The organism is Paenibacillus sp. Soil724D2 (assembly GCF_001427935.1).
GTDB lineage: Bacteria > Bacillota > Bacilli > Paenibacillales > NBRC-103111 > Paenibacillus_E.
In genome coordinates, this window is record NZ_LMRY01000056.1 from 59,665 (window position 1) to 76,154 (window position 16,490).

A 16,490-nucleotide genomic window follows, 5' to 3' on the forward strand; every position below is an offset into this window, starting at 1 on the left:
TGAAACGTTTAACATGTCAAGAGAAAATGCAGCGCTTTTTCCAAAAAAAAAGACCGAACACCCTCCTTCGAAGGTAGTTCGATCTTTCAGTTATCGCCTTATTTTTTGTTTTTCTCCAAAATGGCATTCGCATCCTTGCGGAATTTGGCTGCCGCTTCTTCAACCGTTGTTTTCTTATACAGGATCTGCTCGCTCGTCGCTTTTAACAGCTTCTCAATTTCGATAGATCCTACTGGATTTGGTGGATCCATTTGACTGCTGTTTTGTTCAGCCCACGCCACATAGTCAAAGATTTTGACTTCATTCGGTGATAAGAGCGGCTTCAGCGCATCCTTCACTTTGGAGGATACTGGAACACCGCGGTCACCTTTAATCAATTTGTTCGCTTCGATATCATTCACGAAAAAGCTGATAAACTTCGCTGCTTCTTCTTTTTGCTTGGAGTTATTTGTAACTGAGAAATACATGCTAGGCTTCAAAAACAAACCTTTATTACCGTTACGGCCAGGAAGCGGGAATAATTCAAGCGGACGATCTTTGATCAAATTGGCTACTGCCAAAAATTGGTTAGACCAGCCATTACCGGTAATTGCATTACCTAGTAAGATTTCATCTTCTTCCGCTACGCCTTTCTTCTGTGACTCTTTGTCGAGTGAAAGGATATAGCCGGCATCGTACCATTTTTGATAACGCTTGAAGTAGTCAATTAGTGGCTTGTCATCAGAAAAACCAAGTGCCGTTCCATCTGCATTGTACATTTTTTGATCGATCGTTCTGAGATAATACGGGAAAAACACTTCATGACGGACACCGAAACCACCTATTTGTTTGCCGGCTGCTTTGGCTTTGGCTGCAATTGCGTCGTAATCTTCCCAAGTCCAATCTTTTCCTGGGATAGTGATTCCTAGGCTTTTGAACGTATTCACATCTAATGTCGTATTTAACGCATTAACCCCCAAGTTCATAGCCACAAGTTTCCCTCCGACTTCACCGCCGGATAACGCATTAGGGCTGATTGAAGAGACATCGAGAAGGCCATTTTTCGTATAAGGTGTAAGATCAGCTAACTGATTTTTCCCACCATACTGTGAAAGGTAAGAGATATCCATCTGGATAACATCAGGCAATTGGTTTGCTGAAGCCTGAGGAGCAAGCTTTTTCCAATAGTCGTCAAATGGTGCGTATTCCGCTTCAATTTTTACATTTGGGTGCTGTTTCTCATAAAGCTCGATAACTTTCAATGTGTAATCATGACGCGCTTGCCCTCCCCACCAAGCAACACGAAGCTTAACAGGATCTTTACTTGGTGCGGTGCTCGGTGCTGTCGTCGCTGTTTTGGACGGTTCGCTGCTAGCTGCTGGTGTTAACGTTTTAGTGCCTGTGGAGCAAGCTACTGCCGTGAACATCATAGAAAGCGACAGAGCTAAGGTGAAAACTTTTTTCATCTCTATTCCTCCCCTACATGAGTCGATCGAATTTGGGTAACGCTTACATGTTTATTATCCAACTTTCGGAAGGAAAGATTAATGCAGAAAATAGTGGTGTTTGTTCAAAAAACAGTGATCATTTATTCCAATCTAAAAAAAGACTTCTATACCTGACATTCGTCCATACATTTCAAATGCCATTGTAATACAATAGTCTATTAATGCAGAAGGGAACGAAGGAGCCTTCAATTACGATGAAAGGGGTGACTGAATATGGGATATCCAGCAGAAGTAGCAACAGCGGGCTACGGCGGGTCTAGTGCAGCAGCAATATTGGTTCTATTTGTTCTATTGGTTATTATTACAATGACTTTTGTATGGTAATAGGGCGTATTCTGTAACAATAAAATTCAGATCCACAGCACTCGCTGTGGATCTTTTTTCAGTGATCATTTACATAAAAAAAAAAATAAAACCTATTGCACTTTTCTTACGTAATACTGTTTATGCATGACATTCTTTCAGGGTTAGGGAGGTTTCTTGCCTATGACAACGACACTCTATTTTCACCAAACCGCTTCGATCCGGGACGCTATCTCCATGTTGGTCTGGTATCTGCGAAAGAAGCGAAGAGCGTAACATGACTCGTATCCCTACGAAAAAAATACATCCGGATGAACACCTATGACGTCCAGCAGGACGCTAACGTTTATCTGGGTTGAGTGGAAAAAGGCTGCTCCTCTGAAGAATTTCTTCTAGAGATGCAGCCTTTTTACTGTTTGTAAGGAATTAGTAGCTCTAACCTGAAAAAAGCAAACAAAAAACCGCCCATGCTTGGACGGTCTACCTTCGTATAGCTTTTCAACTTAAAGCGCTGCACTCTTACCGCCATCAATATTGACGGATGTGCCCGTAACATAGGACGCTGCATCCGAGGATAAGAAGGTGATTACATTAGCCGCTTCTTCCGCATTCCCAATCCGGCCGAGCGGAATGTCATGCTTTGGATCCGATGCATACTCCTCCCAAGTCTGTTCTGGCGCCTCCCGCTTCCAGCCTCTCTCAATCTGACTGCTGCGAATTTTCCCAATACAGACAGTGTTCACACGAATCTGGGCGGATGCCAGGTCTTTGCTCATCGCATTCGTTAATGCAAGACCTGCGGCACGGCTGACTGAAGTAGGCAGCGAAGAAGCAGGCGGTGTTTTGGCTGCTGAAGTCGTTATATTGACGATAGAGCCCCCTCCTGCTTGACGCATGTAAGGGATTGCATAACGAGAGCAATGAATGGCTCCAAATAATTTCAACTCAAGATCTTGCCGCCATAACTCCGTGCCTACCTGTTCAAATGGCTGGGCTGCAGATGTACCTGCATTGTTCACTAGAATATGTAAACTTCCAAATCGCTGAACGGTTTGTTCCACGGCGCGTTGACAGTCGGCCTCCGAGGTCACATCCGCTTGAATTGCAAGCACCTCACCCTCTGTCAAATTGGCTATTTGGACAGCAGCTTCTTGAAGCTGCTCCTCATTCCGCGCGAGTATCGCTACTTTGGCTCCCTCTCGCGATAAGGAAATCGCTGTAGCCAATCCAATTCCTTTACTTCCCCCAGTAATTAAGGCTACCTTACCCTGTAATCCCAAATGCATCGCTTCACTCTTCCTTTCCTTCAATCCTTAGTTGGTATTTCAATAATTCTAGCATACTCCTATTCCACTTCTTTTTTCAAATTTCAATGAATTAAAAAAAAGAGGAGCCTTGGCTCCTCCAGATAAATCTTGACGTATTATTGATTCAAATAAACAGCTTTCCCTGTGCGTGCAGACTCATAAATCGCTTCTAGAATTTGTGAAACGACATAAGCTTGCTCAGGTGTCACTACTGGATCAACATCATTTTCAATAGCTTTAATCCATGTACGCATTTCCAGATCCGCATCGCTTTCCTTAGCGCCGTCATAGAAAGCTACACCGCCTGCTTTCAGATCCACCTCTGTTGTAAATAAGCGGCTATGTTTCTCACCGTTGATGCGAAGCCCGCCTTTCATGTCAGCTCCGCCTTCAGTACCGCTTAATGAGCATTTGGCTTCATCGACCTCAAGCGTATTCAGTGCCCAGCTGGATTCCAGCATAATCGTAGCTCCGTTTTCCATGACGATCATACCGAAAGCAGAATCCTCTACCGTGAATTTACTCGGATCCCAAGGCCCCCAAGCATTGGCGGCATTTTCTTTCTGGGATAATTCGTGGTAAGACGTTCCCAGCACAACTTTCGGCTTGTAGTTATTCATCATCCAAAGCGTTAGATCCAAAGCATGTGTACCGATATCAATAAGCGGTCCTCCGCCTTGCTTCTCTTCATCCAGGAATACGCCCCATGTTGGAACTGCGCGACGACGAATGGCGTGCGCTTTCGCGAAATAAATCTCGCCAAGCTCCCCTTCCTCACAAACGCGTTTCAAATGCTGACTATCAGGTCGGAAACGGTTGTTGTATCCGATCGTTAGCTTCTTGCCTGTACGCTTCGCTGTTTCAACCATGCGCTTAGCATCTGCTGCTGTCTTCGCCATTGGCTTCTCACACATCACATGCTTGCCAGCTTCTAGCGCAGCAATGGCAATTTCAGCATGTGAATCATTCGGTGTTAACACATGAACGATATCAATAGTAGCATCCTGCAAAAGCTCTTTGTAATCCTCATATACTTTAGCGGTTTTGGAGCCATATTTCTCAGCGGCAGTTTCAGCCTTCTCTTGCACGATGTCACAGAATGCGACCAATTCAACATTCGAAAGCTTTTTCAAACTTGGCAAATGCTTGCCGTTTGCAATGCCTCCACAACCAATAATACCAATACGGAAAATACGTGACATGTGAATACCTCCAGAGTAATATTTAGTTTGAGTTAATTAGAAAGTTCGATTGCGACTTCGCGTTTAATGAGCGATGACCGAATGATGCCATCAATGATTGCTTGATTGCGAACGATCTGTTCGCCAGGTATCGGGGCTGGTTTGCCATCCCGGACAGCCTCTACGAAATCGCGGACTTTCTCGTTAAACAAATTTAGCTTATGATCAATCAGCGGAATTTGGCTTTCTGTGTGATGACCACGAACGTCATGGAAATAGGCAATGGAACCCACATTTCCATCGAACACTCCGCTCCATGGGCCTTTTCCAGCTGGCGTTACTTTGAGTCCACCATCGGTGCCAAGGAATAAGGTTGGTCCTAATGTATCCATATGCATCGCCCATGAAATTTTGAAATTCAACACGAGATCGTCTTCAAAACGGATCATCGCAATACCGAAATCTTCCACATCGAATCGACTAGCTTCGTTATGATATAACGGATTTGTTCCAAAATAGTTACTGCTGTAAGCGGATACGGTAAGCGGTTTCGGATAACCCATCGCATTCAGAGCCATATCAAGTGAGTAACAACCGATATCTGCCATTGCTCCGGCTCCGGCGATTTCCTTACTAATAAATGTACCGCCAGGCATACCTCTGCGGCGTCCTCCGCCTGTTTCTACATAATAAACCTTACCAAGTTGACCGGACTGTACCACGTCTTGAATAATCTTCATATTAGGATCATATCTCGGCTGGAAACCAACATTGAGCATGAAGCCCGTTTTCTTAGCCGTTTGCGCCATCTCGACGGCTTCTTCTAGTGTGACGGACATCGGCTTTTCCAGCATAACGTTTTTCCCTGCCAGTAAAGAATCTACTGTTGTCCGATGGTGAGCCACATTGGGTGTGCAAATGCTTACCCCATCAAGGTCTAATTCCAGCAGCTGCCGATAATCATCAAAGGCTTGTGCCGAAGGAATTTGCCAAAAATCAATGAATTGTGCCGCTTTGCCTGGTACCGCATCAGCTACCGCTACAATCTCTACGTCAGCTAGCTCACGATATGCTTTTACATGAGCGCCAGCAATACCGCCGCCTCCAATAATGCCGATCTTCAATGTTTTGTTCATTGAGATTACCTCATCGCTATATGATATTAAGACATCTGACATAAATGTAGCATAGGAATAACGATATTTTTAGTCTAACTTTAGGACAATCAGGTTAAGAAATTACGACACAAAATAACCAGGCGGGTGTTAACCACCTGGTTTATCATGTTTCTACGATGAAATGCTTCCTCCTGCTTTCCTTTGTGCTTCCTCCAGATAACTTCTGTAGACTTGCTCACCCGGATGATCACGTGCTAAATCCTCATAGTAGCGAGTGACCTTCTGAAAATAATACGAATACACATCTTGTATGGGGACAAGTCTGTAAGGATCCCATCGATAGGTTTCCACATTGTAAGCCTGATCCTGCTCATGCACCCATAGCGCTATTTCGCAAAGGCCGTCTCTTCCGTCGCGGCCAGGCATATCTTCAATTTCCAGATGGTTGTAGAAAGTTCCCGGAGGAATCAAACGCTGGAAACCAGTTGTTGTCCACTGCACGATATCGAGCTCGGAGGAGGATTCGCGCTCATTTTGCCAGCCAATAACCAGGTCCCAGCCTTCTCTTCGTGACACTGGGGCAGCTGCGAAATCCGTGAGTTCTTGCATTCTCCCCGTTGCAGCAGAGGCGATTGGAAACCAATTACCGGAATAGTTTTTCAACGAAAACAGGTACTGATTGTCTAAATATCTATACAAGGCTGTGATTTCAGGGTGACCATCGCCATCTACATCCGCATAAATAATAGCCGCAGGGCTCCCCTCCCTCTTCAATACGACAACCTCGGCTTCCTGAGGTATACAGCTTCGGACGACAGAATGGAAATCAATTGGGGTCAAACTCATCGTTATCCCTCTTTTCGCATCATTCTCAACTAAAGTATATGCGATAAAGAACTTGGCCCATGTGTGACAGTCAACATCCTATCGAATCTCTTCCCAACTAATCACTCCCCATTAAAATCGTATGCATGCTCTCTCCCATATGGGCCAGTATCATTCCCGGCATGATTTCATCACCTGGTTGTACATGAAGTCCTGTTACAACTCCGTTGTATTCCGCTGAAATATGAACTAACCTCTCCGCTGTTCTTATTACAAATAAGGACTCCCCCTCATACACATAGGAGGATTCTTGGCTAAGCACACTCTCAACCATTCCACGGAAAGGGCTGATCACTTCATACTTGATAAACATACAATCTCAACCCCTTTTTTTCTTATTGATTTATTCTGAAAATAATCTAGCAATAAACATTCCAACTTCTAGATTAATAATTCTCACCAGCAGGGAAACACTTGAAATCATTCGTTTACTCACTGATTTTCATTTTTCGGATTCGATCTTGTTGAGGTGTTTCCTCCGTATGATTCAACCCAACACCACTTATGCATATTTGGGTTAGTTATGAAGAAATGCATACTCCTATTCACCTTAATTCCATTGCGAACCCATTTTTTATACAGACTTTCCCAGTATAGATATAGATAATGTTTTGATAGGATAATTAAATAGAAGAAAAAAGCTGCTAGTCTGAATGAAAAGACAAGATAACAACGAAATTGCCATTTAAATAAAAAATTGGGCACCATTATTGCTTATACTAATGCGAAAGCGGTTTCAAGATAGAACAACCTTCAATTCATGAGGAGGAATGGTTAATGGAAAAAACGGTAACATTAAAACGTTCACTTGGACTTTGGCCGATTGTGATGCTCGGTATTGGGTACATGACGCCTATGTCTGTATTTGATACGTTCGGAATTACAGCTGAGGCGACAAATGGACATGTTCCGACTGCTTATGTCATAGCTCTAATTGCCTTGTTATTTACAGCTTTCAGTTATGGTAAAATGGTCCGTGCTTTTCCAAGTGCGGGATCAGCGTATACGTAGGGGACCCGTTTTAACACGGATCGATACGGAAAATAGGGCAACTGATGTTTCTTATTTGTTCAAATAGCTCCTGTTATGGATGCTTAAGCAAGCTTCGTTTGCTTATTGTTCCCTATTGCTCCCAGAATGTAGCGTTATGTAGAACATTAGCACGATCTGTTGTCTTATCTCACAAGATACCTCCTTAGTTAGAAGGAATTAGCACACCTAGCTTGCTTATTCATTCCATAGCTCAAAGTAGATATTTTAAATGACCTAGCCAAAAGCTAGGTTTGTACGCAAAATAGAAATGGATATGTATGACATGTCAAATCAGCAATAAAGAGCCTCCATTTCCCACTGTGTTAGTGGAATTGGACATATAAATTACATGTTAAACAAAGGATCTGAGGCTCGCCTCAGGTCCTTGTTTAATGTATACATTTGGTGGATAAAGAGAATACGGAACGCTATCGCTTTCCCTCCCATTCCCATCCCAGTCATCCTCGCGAGCAGCAGTAGCGCTAGCTGTGGCCTCTCACGTCCGTAACTCGCGTCAGTTTCTATATGATTACAACTTCAGACTGATTAGCTTCAGCTCAGTCATTTCCTCCACCGCATATTTCACACCCTCACGGCCAACTCCACTATCTTTGAGCCCTCCATAGGGCATGTTGTCGACGCGGAAGGTAGGAATGTCGTTGATCATCACGCCGCCTACCTCTAAATCTTCAGCAGCTCTTAACGCTGCGTTGATATCGTTCGTGTAGATTCCTGCTTGCAGGCCAAACCGGGAGTTATTGACGGCTAAGACCGCATCATCCAGCGTGGTAAAGGGAGTCAGTGTCACAACGGGTCCGAAGACCTCTTGGCACGAGACCTTTGCTGTTTCAGCAACATTTGTCAGTATCGTTGGCGGAAATAGGCTCGATGACAGCGCTTTGCCTCCGGACAGAGCAATCGCTCCACCTGCTATTGCAGCGGATACCCAGCTCGCGATGCGGTCAACCTCTTTCGTGGAGATTAATGCCGACATATCAGTAGCTTCCTCAAGCGGATCACCAATGACCAATCTCTCTACCGCGGTTTTGAACATAGCTGCAAACACTTCGTATTGGCGTTCATGAACATAAATACGTTGAATGGAGATGCACACTTGACCGCTGAACGAGAATGCTCCCAGCACACAACGATCCACTAGCTGTTGCGTTATTTCCACATTGCTGTCTATGATTACGGCTGAATTGGATCCTAACTCAAGGGTGACTCGTTTAAGACCTGCTTTATTCCTCATCGCAATGCCCACTTCAGGACTGCCTGTAAACGTAATAGCCGCAATTCTTCGATCACGTACCAGCATCTCACCAATGACTGATCCTTTGCCCGGAATGACGTTAAGTGCCCCTGCAGGTAAACCAGCTTCAAGCATGATCTCAGCTAGCGCAAGTGAGCTTAACGGTGTTTGACCTGCTGGTTTCAATACAACCGTATTGCCGGCAGCAATCGCTGGCCCCACTTTATGGGCAACAAGGTTGAATGGGAAATTAAATGGTGTTATGGCTCCCACAATGCCAAGCGGTTTACGAACGGTGAACGCTAGACGCCCCTCGCCACCCGGTGCTGCATCTAGCGGTACAGTCTCACCGTGAATGCGTTTAGCTTCTTCTGCGGCAAATTTATAAGTATGAATCGTTCGAGAAATTTCTGTTCTGCCTGTTCTTATCGGTTTGGCCGCTTCCATCGCCAGCAGACGGGCTAATTCCTCTTTGCGCTCTTCCATCAGAAGCGCAGTTTTCTCCAAAATTGCTGCGCGTTCGTGTGCAGGCATTTTCTTCATAATCGTACTTGCAGCCTCGGCTGCCTGGATCGCGTCTTCTGCATCCTCATCATCTGCTTGAGCTACCTGAGCTATAAGTTCCCCCGAATAAGGTGAAAATAAATCGGTATAAACGGCTGCTTCTTTCCATTTTCCATTAATAAATAAATGTTTTTTCATACGAACATCATACCCCCATCGTTAATTTGGCCAGAACTAACTTCCTCAGAACATCGCCGATAATATCCAGTCCTTCTTGAAGCTGCTCACCTGTAATGACCAGCGGCGTGAGGAATCGCAGAACGTTACCTTGAACTCCTGCGCTTAGAACGATTACGCCCGCTTCATAGCAGGCTTTTACGCAGCTAGCTACCAGTTCTTTGGAGGGTTTACCCGTCACGGGATCCACAAACTCAATACCGCACATCGCTCCAAGTCCTCTTACATCAGCAATATGTGGAACATCTTCTTGCAATGCTATAAAGAAACTGCGAATTTTATCGCCAATGATTTTGGATTTCCCTGGAAGGTCGTCTCGTTCCATCATTTCAATAACAGCCAAAGCAGCAACGCAGCCTAACGGGCTCCCACCGTAGGTGCCCCCGATTTCACCAGGTCCAGGTGCATCCATAATTCCCGCTCTGCCTACCACTGCGCTAATGGGAAGTCCCGCCGCAATTGATTTAGATAACGTCATTAAATCCGGCTCAATACCGAATTGACTGGAGGCAAAAATCGTACCTGTCCGTCCAAAACCCGTCTGAATCTCATCCGCGATAAAAAGAATGTCATTCTGCTTACAGATTTTATACACACCTTGCACAAAAGATTTAGGAGGCACTATAAAGCCGCCCTCTCCCTGTACAGGCTCCATAATAACTGCGGCAATCTCTTCTGGGGCACTTCCGTAAATAGGAAGTCTTCAAACTGCTTCAGGCAAAAGTCGGCATATTCTTCCTCCGTCATCGATGCAGGACGGTTGAAGGGATACGGGAACGGAGCTTTATAGGTCGCAGGGGCAAAGGGTCCCATATTAAATTTATATGGCTTTACTTTACTAGTCAGTGACATACCAAGTAATGTACGTCCATGAAACCCGCGAGTAAACGAGACGATACCTGTTTTCCCTGTGTATTTCCGAGCGATCTTCACCGCATTTTCTACTGCTTCCGCGCCACTGTTAAGAAAAATCGTCTTTTTCTCGAAGTTACCTGGCGTAATTTCATCTAATTTCTTGGCAAGCTGCACGTAAGGTTCGTACATCGCAATATGGAAGCAAGTATGCAGATATAATTCTGCTTGTTTTTGAATGGCCTGTACTACTTCCGGCGGGCAGTGCCCTGCATTTAATGAACCAATCGCACCAACAAAATCTAAAAATACATTGCCATCTACGTCGTGCAATAAAGCCCCTTCTGCTTTTTCAACAAAAATAGGCGAATTATTGCTAACCCCTTTAGGTACATATCTTTTTCTCGGCGGTCCATCAAATAGGGAATGTCCAGCCCATTTTCGTCGTAAATTGCACCCAAGGCATAAGAAAAACCCGCCGAGAGGAATTGCCTCTGGCGGGTTTATGCTTACAAAATATTCTTTCGCAGTGCAGAAGATAAAATATGCAGCTCTTCACGATATTTGGTCACCGTTCTGCGTGAAATGCGAATGCCCTCTTCCGATAAAATTTCTACAACTTTTTGATCAGAATAAGGCTGTTTCTTATGTTCCTGTGAAATGAGTTCTTTGATTCTTATCTTGATTGTTTTGATAGACGTTAGTTCACCTACATCTGATTGCAGCCCCGAAGAAAAGAAATATTTAAGCTCAAGCACGCCATAGGGTGTACGAATGTACTTGTTTTGTACCGTCCTACTAATCGTAGATTCATGGAGGTCAAGTTTCTCGGAAATCATTTTTAAAGTTAAGGGCTTCATGCCACGTTCGCCGATCTCTAAAAACGTCAGCTGTTCTTCAAAAATAGCCCGAATGACCCGGTACAGGGTCATCTTCCGCTGCTCCAGGCTGCGCACAATCCAATCGGCTGTTTTCCATTTTTCTTTCAGAAAGGACACCGATTCTTTACAACCTGCATGCTGGATATGATTATAATAGTTCGTATTAACTGAGGTCTTTGGGACTGCGCCCGCATTCATTTGGATCACGATGTTCCCATGTTCTTTATAAATAGTAGCATCGGGAATGATATAAGATTCTTCGATCCAGCTGAAGGCCATACCAGGTCGTGGATTCAAACTACGAATATAGGTGACGATCTCCTTCACTTGCATGAGTGTTACACCTAATTGCACCGCAATCTTATCCAGCTTCATTTGAGCAAGCTGCTGCATACATTGGCTGACCACTTCAAAAGTGCCATGCGGTGCGGCATGATCCTTAGAAATCTGCAGCAATAAGCATTCCTGCAAGTCTCTTGCTCCTACGCCCGGCGGATCCAGGGACTGTATGCAAGCTAGTGCTTCTTCGACAACTTCTTTAGGCTTATTCAAAAACGAGCTTACTTCCGTAATAGAAAGGGGTAAATAACCTCTATCATCTAAATTTCCTGCCAGATAGGCTGCCGTCTGATATAAGGTTTCGGAAACCCCTGCTATCCGCAGTTGGCTAAGAAGCCACTGCTCCAATGTTTCCTCCCTCGCCTTCGCCTTCCATAGCGGATCTGTGATTGACCCCGCCATTTGTGAAGATTTACCCGATTTCAAATGAGAACTTGTGAATGATTCGATGTCCAGTATGGGATTTTCCAAGGCTTGCTCTTGGAGGTACTGCGATAACTCATAGCTTGATAATTGCAATATATGAATGGACTGTTGCAGTTCAGGAGTCATCGTTAGCTTTTGGTTCTGCACTTGTGTTAGACTATAGCCTGTTCTCATACCTGGTTCCTCCTTGAGTTTTGCCATGGCAATACTTTTCGTGTTGAGCATAAGTCCCTTTTATTGAAAACGCTTACGATTATTATAAATCAATTATAGCTCTATTTAAACCCATTTTGCTTATGGTAACATCCTACAGCTCGCCTGCTTATCATCTCCAGACGTATGATGACGCTTCCCCTTCTTTTTATCAAGCAATAATCGTGCCAAGGGATTACAATATCACATAAAGTTGTTCTATTTTTAAACACAAAGAAATCTCTCCTTATACCAAAGAGAGATTTCTTTGCATGCGTTTATGTAGTCCCTTAATGTCTGCTCAGGCGCTCCCGAGGTGGTACTCATGCATCTGATGCACGCATTGGATGAAACGGACCGTCTGTGTTTGCGCCCTCATAACGACAGAATGTGTTTCTGCGCGACCGCCAAATAGAAATTTAACTCCGCTCAGGAAGTCGCCCGAGGTCACACCGGTTGCAGCGAAATAAATGTCAGATTCGCCTACTAACTCGCGCATTCCAAGCACTTTGGATGGATCAGCAATCCCCATTTTCTTGCATCGTTGTATTTCTTCTTCGTTATCAGGAAGAAGCCGTCCTTGAAATTCGCCTCCCATACAACGTAGTGCAGCCGCGGCGAGTACCCCTTCCGGTGCGCCTCCGGATCCCACGTGCAGATCAATGCCCGTTTCAGGGAAAGCCGCAGCCATAGCACCCGCCACATCGCCATCATTCAGTAAATGAATTTTTACACCTAACGTCCGTAAAACAAGGATTTTTTCAGCATGTCTTTTGCGATCCAAGATGGAGACAGTCAGCTCTGTTATCTCTTTTTGTAACTCAAGAGCGGCCTTTCTAATCGTTAGTTCTAAGGGGTCATCCAAATTCAATTTGCCAACCAACCGCGGTCCTACTGCCAGCTTCTCCATATACATATCCGGTGCATGCAGCAGGTTCCCTTTCTCAGCTATGGCTACCACGGAAAGGGCATTACTCCTGCCGCTAGCTACAATATCGGTACCTTCGAGCGGATCAACAGCCACATCATATTCGGGACCCAACCCATTTCCTAAAGACTCACCGATGAACAGCATCGGGGCTTCATCCATCTCACCTTCACCAATGACAACCGTTCCTCGAAAAGGAATGGAGCTAAAAATAGAACGCATAGCAGAAGTTGCTGCCTCGTCAGCGCTGTGTTTATTCCCTTTTCCCGTCCAACGTGCGGACGCCAAAGCTGCAGATTCTGTTACTCGCACAATTTCCAGAGACAAATCTCTTTGCATACATCATTCACCCTTTCTATTAGGAAATGTTGGCTTCCTGGCTATCTGTCTGCTAGAATCAGGCCAGCCGTTTCTTCAATGGCCTTCTCACTTACATCGATAATCTTACAACCAAGCTCACGATATAATTTCATTGCGAATGCCAACTCTTCTTCGACTCGCTCCCCTGTCGCATATTTAGCGCCAAAAGGAAGTCCGACCGCTTTCAGACGTTCCGTACGAATACGTACCAGATGCTCGGGACTCATCGTCAAACCAATCAATTTACTCGGGTCTAGCTCATATATAATTGCAGGCGGCTTTACCTCAGGAACAAGCGGGTAATTCGCCACCTTATAGCCTTTGTGCGCCAAATAAATGCTCAGTGGCGTTTTAGAAGTTCGGGAAGGTCCAATTAAAATAATCTGTGCTTGTTTCATAGCGCTTGGGTCCTTGCCATCGTCACTGTTTACCGTGAACTCGACCGCTTCTACCCGTTGGTAATATTGTTCATCCAGCTGATAAAGCAGACCGACTTTCCGCTTCGGAGAACCCTTAAAGGTATCTATGAAAGCCTGCATCATGGGTCCCATGATATCAATGGCATTTACACTTAAACGTATGGCTTCCTGCCGCATCATCTCTCTAAGCTCAGGTAGTACTAGCGTATAAGCAATGAACCCATCCACTTTCGCTGCCTCTTCTACTAAAGCGCGTACTTCATCTTCCGTTCGGATCGATCCGAAACGTCTGACTTGCACTTGGCTTGCATTAAATTGGCGGATCGTTGCTTGTACGACAGTATTCGCCGTTTCCCCCACTGAATCCGAACAAACGAAAATCGTATGGATCTTCTCTCCCACTTACACTCCCCCTGATTAAGTCCCCAGCGCCACATCAAGCAGCAATTTGGTCATTGTTGTTTTCGTAATTCGGCCAACCACTTCACCTGGCTCTTGATCAGCCTCACTCTTAACCACAGGCAGCCCATCCACTTGATGATGAATCATTTTCCGCGCTGCTTCTAATACACTGTCTTCCGGGTTTACCGTCACAACATTCGGATGCCTAGTCATGACTAGTGAAACGGGCATCGTATTTGCTGTCGCCTGCCCAAGCGTAACCTTTAGCAAGTCCTTCCGTGTAACAATACCAGCTAAAGTCCCTTGCATATTCACGATAATCAAGCTTCCTACATTTTCGAGAAAAAGAGTGACTACAGCATCGCTTACGGTGACAGTTTCCCTTAGAACAATAGGGATTCCCATTACATCCTTTACTCTTACTGCTTCTATATGTTTGAATGGTGAATCTACTTCCAGAGCAGCCGTTCCTAGGAAATATCCAACTTTTGGTTTGGCGTCAATATAGCGAAGCATAACCAAAACAGCAAGGTCGGAACGAATGGTTGGACGGCTAATTCCAAGCAATTCAGCTATTCGTTCCCCTGTAATAGGTGCATGCTTTTTGACGAGATCGATCATTTCCATCTGTCGGGATGTAAGCTCTATGATATTTCCCTCCCTTCATCATTCATGTCTTACCTATTCTAACCCATCTAAACTTCGTTTGAAATCTTAGGTCCAGCTGCGATGATACGTTCATCGACACCCGCGAATTTTTGGAAGTTATGGATAAAACGCTGCGCTAATTCCTTCGCCTTGACGTCATATTGACTTTGATCTTGCCAAGTGTTCCTTGGCAGCAAGAGCTCGCTTGGAACCCCTGGAACAGCATCAGGACATAACAGACCGAAGAAGGGAGCTTCCGTGAACGTCGTCTGCTCCAAGCTGCCGTTTAGAGCAGCTGTAACCATTGCTCTTGTATAACCTAAATTCATACGTTTGCCTTCGCCATAGGAACCGCCGACCCAACCTGTGTTAATGAGGTACACGTTGGCCTTATGTTCTTCGATCTTACGCCCCAGCATCTGTGCATAAACGTTAGGACGAAGCGGCAGGAAAGGCGCCCCAAAACATGTAGAGAAGGTGGCTTCCGGTTCCGTAACTCCACGTTCCGTACCAGCAAGCTTTGACGTGTAGCCAGACAAGAAGTGGTACATCGCTTGTTCTTTTGTCAGCTTGGATATAGGAGGCAGAACTCCGGAAGCATCTGCCGTCAGGAACATGATGACATCAGGGTGACCGCCGGTTCCCGGAATCTTCACTCCAGGGATATATTCCAAAGGATAGGCTGCACGTGTATTCTCCGTAATCTGCGTATTGCCGTATTCGGCAATGCCGCTGGAAGGATCAAGCACCACATTCTCCAAAACAGTGCCGAATCGGATCGCCTGCCAAATCTGCGGCTCCTTCTCTTCGGTAAGGCCAGCGCATTTTGCGTAGCAGCCTCCCTCGAAATTAAACACACCCGTCTCCGACCAGCCGTGCTCATCATCGCCAATGAGACGACGATTCGGATCTGCGGAAAGAGTCGTTTTCCCCGTGCCAGATAACCCGAAGAACAAAGCTACATTTCCTTCTTCACTGACATTGGCCGAGCAATGCATAGGTAGAACTTCTTGCCCAGGCAAGATATAATTCAAAACGCTAAAAATGGATTTCTTCATTTCACCAGCGTACTCCGTACCCCCAATCAGTACGATCTTTTTCTCAAAGGAGAGGCAGATGAACGTTTCTGATCTGGTACCGTCGGTGAGAGGATCGGCTTTTAAGCCGGGCAGAGCAATGACTGTGAACTCCGGTTTATGTGCCATCAGTTCAATCTTAGTAGGACGGATAAACAGTTGCTTTGCGAACAAATTGTGCCAAGCATACTCATTGACAACTCGAATCGGCAGCCTGTACGCCAAATCTGCTCCTGCGAACCCATCAAAGATGAACAATTCTTTCTTTGCCATGTAGTCTTGCGCTTTTTGATACAGCCGCTCGAACTGCTGCTCCGACATCGGCTGATTCACAGCTCCCCAATCGATATGATCAGTTACAGAAGCTTCATTTACAATGTATTTGTCCTTGGGAGAACGCCCTGTATACTTACCAGTGTTCACTTGAAGCGCTCCAGAGGACGCGAAAGTTCCTTCTTTACGCTCGATGCTCATTCTCATTAGCTCTGACACTGACAAATTGTAGTGGGTGGCACCTGCTCTTAGCTGTTCAACCTTTAGTTCTATGCTCATTCTCCCATTCCTCTCATCAATAAAGCATTTTTTATATAGTGTGTTCTATTTGTTATATAGTGTACATTATATAACGAAATAAGTGAATATAATATTGTTTATAGCACAT

General features: G+C 45.0%; 13 protein-coding genes and 2 pseudogenes. 2 read left to right on the forward strand and 13 right to left on the reverse strand.

Features of this window, described 5'->3' with window-relative positions; translation table 11 throughout:
- Positions 1-98: 98 nt before the first annotated feature.
- Positions 99-1,445 carry an ABC transporter substrate-binding protein gene (locus ASG85_RS30580; protein ID WP_057306501.1) on the reverse strand — a complete coding sequence of 449 codons (1,347 nt, stop codon included), beginning with the start codon at positions 1,443-1,445 and terminating at the stop codon, positions 99-101.
- 255 nt (positions 1,446-1,700) lie between these two features.
- Here ASG85_RS30580 and ASG85_RS38335 point away from each other — a divergent pair, with 255 nt between their 5' ends.
- On the forward strand, positions 1,701-1,811 hold the full coding sequence (locus tag ASG85_RS38335; RefSeq protein ID WP_156390225.1) for a sporulation protein YjcZ: 111 nt from the start codon (positions 1,701-1,703) through the stop codon (positions 1,809-1,811).
- Positions 1,812-2,293: 482 nt separating this feature from the next.
- Here the strand turns inward: ASG85_RS38335 and ASG85_RS30585 are convergent, their stop codons facing one another.
- The 5 genes from ASG85_RS30585 to ASG85_RS30605 all read right to left on the reverse strand — a co-directional run bounded on the left by ASG85_RS30585 (position 2,294) and on the right by ASG85_RS30605 (position 6,594).
- Positions 2,294-3,076, reverse strand: a complete 783-nt coding sequence (locus tag ASG85_RS30585) for an SDR family NAD(P)-dependent oxidoreductase (RefSeq protein WP_057306502.1) — start codon at positions 3,074-3,076, stop codon at positions 2,294-2,296.
- 137 nt (positions 3,077-3,213) lie between these two features.
- Complete coding sequence (locus ASG85_RS30590) at positions 3,214-4,299, reverse strand: Gfo/Idh/MocA family protein (protein WP_057306503.1); 1,086 nt, start codon at positions 4,297-4,299, stop codon at positions 3,214-3,216.
- A gap of 32 nt (positions 4,300-4,331) precedes the next feature.
- Positions 4,332-5,414 (reverse strand): Gfo/Idh/MocA family protein, encoded by a 1,083-nt coding sequence (locus ASG85_RS30595; RefSeq protein ID WP_060648757.1) that lies wholly within the window; start codon positions 5,412-5,414, stop codon positions 4,332-4,334.
- A gap of 153 nt (positions 5,415-5,567) precedes the next feature.
- Positions 5,568-6,242 carry a hypothetical protein gene (locus ASG85_RS30600; protein WP_060648759.1) on the reverse strand — a complete coding sequence of 225 codons (675 nt, stop codon included), beginning with the start codon at positions 6,240-6,242 and terminating at the stop codon, positions 5,568-5,570.
- Positions 6,243-6,339: 97 nt separating this feature from the next.
- Positions 6,340-6,594 (reverse strand): biotin/lipoyl-containing protein, encoded by a 255-nt coding sequence (locus ASG85_RS30605; protein WP_057306506.1) that lies wholly within the window; start codon positions 6,592-6,594, stop codon positions 6,340-6,342.
- Positions 6,595-7,058: 464 nt separating this feature from the next.
- Here ASG85_RS30605 and ASG85_RS30610 point away from each other — a divergent pair.
- Positions 7,059-7,289: pseudogene (locus tag ASG85_RS30610) on the forward strand (Putrescine importer PuuP); the annotation flags it as partial.
- A 553-nt stretch (positions 7,290-7,842) separates the two neighbouring features.
- Here ASG85_RS30610 and ASG85_RS30615 read toward each other — a convergent pair.
- The 7 genes and pseudogenes from ASG85_RS30615 to pckA all read right to left on the reverse strand — a co-directional run bounded on the left by ASG85_RS30615 (position 7,843) and on the right by pckA (position 16,381).
- Positions 7,843-9,267 (reverse strand): aldehyde dehydrogenase family protein, encoded by a 1,425-nt coding sequence (locus tag ASG85_RS30615; protein ID WP_060648760.1) that lies wholly within the window; start codon positions 9,265-9,267, stop codon positions 7,843-7,845.
- 7 nt (positions 9,268-9,274) lie between these two features.
- Positions 9,275-10,563, reverse strand: a pseudogene (gene gabT / locus ASG85_RS30620) (4-aminobutyrate--2-oxoglutarate transaminase); the annotation flags it as partial.
- A gap of 104 nt (positions 10,564-10,667) precedes the next feature.
- Positions 10,668-11,978: an RNA polymerase factor sigma-54 gene (gene rpoN, locus ASG85_RS30625; RefSeq protein WP_057306509.1), complete on the reverse strand. Its 1,311-nt coding sequence runs from the start codon at positions 11,976-11,978 to the stop codon at positions 10,668-10,670.
- 319 nt (positions 11,979-12,297) lie between these two features.
- Complete coding sequence (gene glpX / locus ASG85_RS30630) at positions 12,298-13,263, reverse strand: class II fructose-bisphosphatase (RefSeq protein ID WP_060648761.1); 966 nt, start codon at positions 13,261-13,263, stop codon at positions 12,298-12,300.
- Between the two features lie 41 nt (positions 13,264-13,304).
- Positions 13,305-14,105, reverse strand: coding sequence for a pyruvate, water dikinase regulatory protein (locus ASG85_RS30635; protein ID WP_060648763.1), 801 nt, complete (start codon positions 14,103-14,105; stop codon positions 13,305-13,307).
- Positions 14,106-14,120: 15 nt separating this feature from the next.
- Positions 14,121-14,732: a helix-turn-helix transcriptional regulator gene (locus ASG85_RS30640; protein ID WP_057306512.1), complete on the reverse strand. Its 612-nt coding sequence runs from the start codon at positions 14,730-14,732 to the stop codon at positions 14,121-14,123.
- A 68-nt stretch (positions 14,733-14,800) separates the two neighbouring features.
- Positions 14,801-16,381, reverse strand: coding sequence for a phosphoenolpyruvate carboxykinase (ATP) (gene pckA / locus ASG85_RS30645; RefSeq protein ID WP_060648764.1), 1,581 nt, complete (start codon positions 16,379-16,381; stop codon positions 14,801-14,803).
- Positions 16,382-16,490: the final 109 nt, after the last annotated feature.

Excerpts from the sequence above, each read along its gene's own strand:
- ASG85_RS30595 (WP_060648757.1), bottom strand. The coding sequence starts at position 5,414 with ATGAACAAAACATTGAAGATCGGCATTATTGGAGGCGGCGGTATTGCT.
- ASG85_RS30580 (WP_057306501.1), bottom strand. The coding sequence starts at position 1,445 with ATGAAAAAAGTTTTCACCTTAGCTCTGTCGCTTTCTATGATGTTCACG.
- glpX (WP_060648761.1), bottom strand. The coding sequence starts at position 13,263 with ATGCAAAGAGATTTGTCTCTGGAAATTGTGCGAGTAACAGAATCTGCA.
- ASG85_RS30605 (WP_057306506.1), bottom strand. The coding sequence starts at position 6,594 with ATGTTTATCAAGTATGAAGTGATCAGCCCTTTCCGTGGAATGGTTGAG.
- ASG85_RS30590 (WP_057306503.1), bottom strand. The coding sequence starts at position 4,299 with ATGTCACGTATTTTCCGTATTGGTATTATTGGTTGTGGAGGCATTGCA.
- pckA (WP_060648764.1), bottom strand. The coding sequence starts at position 16,381 with ATGAGCATAGAACTAAAGGTTGAACAGCTAAGAGCAGGTGCCACCCAC.
- rpoN (WP_057306509.1), bottom strand. The coding sequence starts at position 11,978 with ATGAGAACAGGCTATAGTCTAACACAAGTGCAGAACCAAAAGCTAACG.
- ASG85_RS30640 (WP_057306512.1), bottom strand. The coding sequence starts at position 14,732 with ATGGAAATGATCGATCTCGTCAAAAAGCATGCACCTATTACAGGGGAA.
- ASG85_RS30585 (WP_057306502.1), bottom strand. The coding sequence starts at position 3,076 with ATGCATTTGGGATTACAGGGTAAGGTAGCCTTAATTACTGGGGGAAGT.
- ASG85_RS38335 (WP_156390225.1), top strand. The coding sequence starts at position 1,701 with ATGGGATATCCAGCAGAAGTAGCAACAGCGGGCTACGGCGGGTCTAGT.
- ASG85_RS30615 (WP_060648760.1), bottom strand. The coding sequence starts at position 9,267 with ATGAAAAAACATTTATTTATTAATGGAAAATGGAAAGAAGCAGCCGTT.
- ASG85_RS30600 (WP_060648759.1), bottom strand. The coding sequence starts at position 6,242 with ATGAGTTTGACCCCAATTGATTTCCATTCTGTCGTCCGAAGCTGTATA.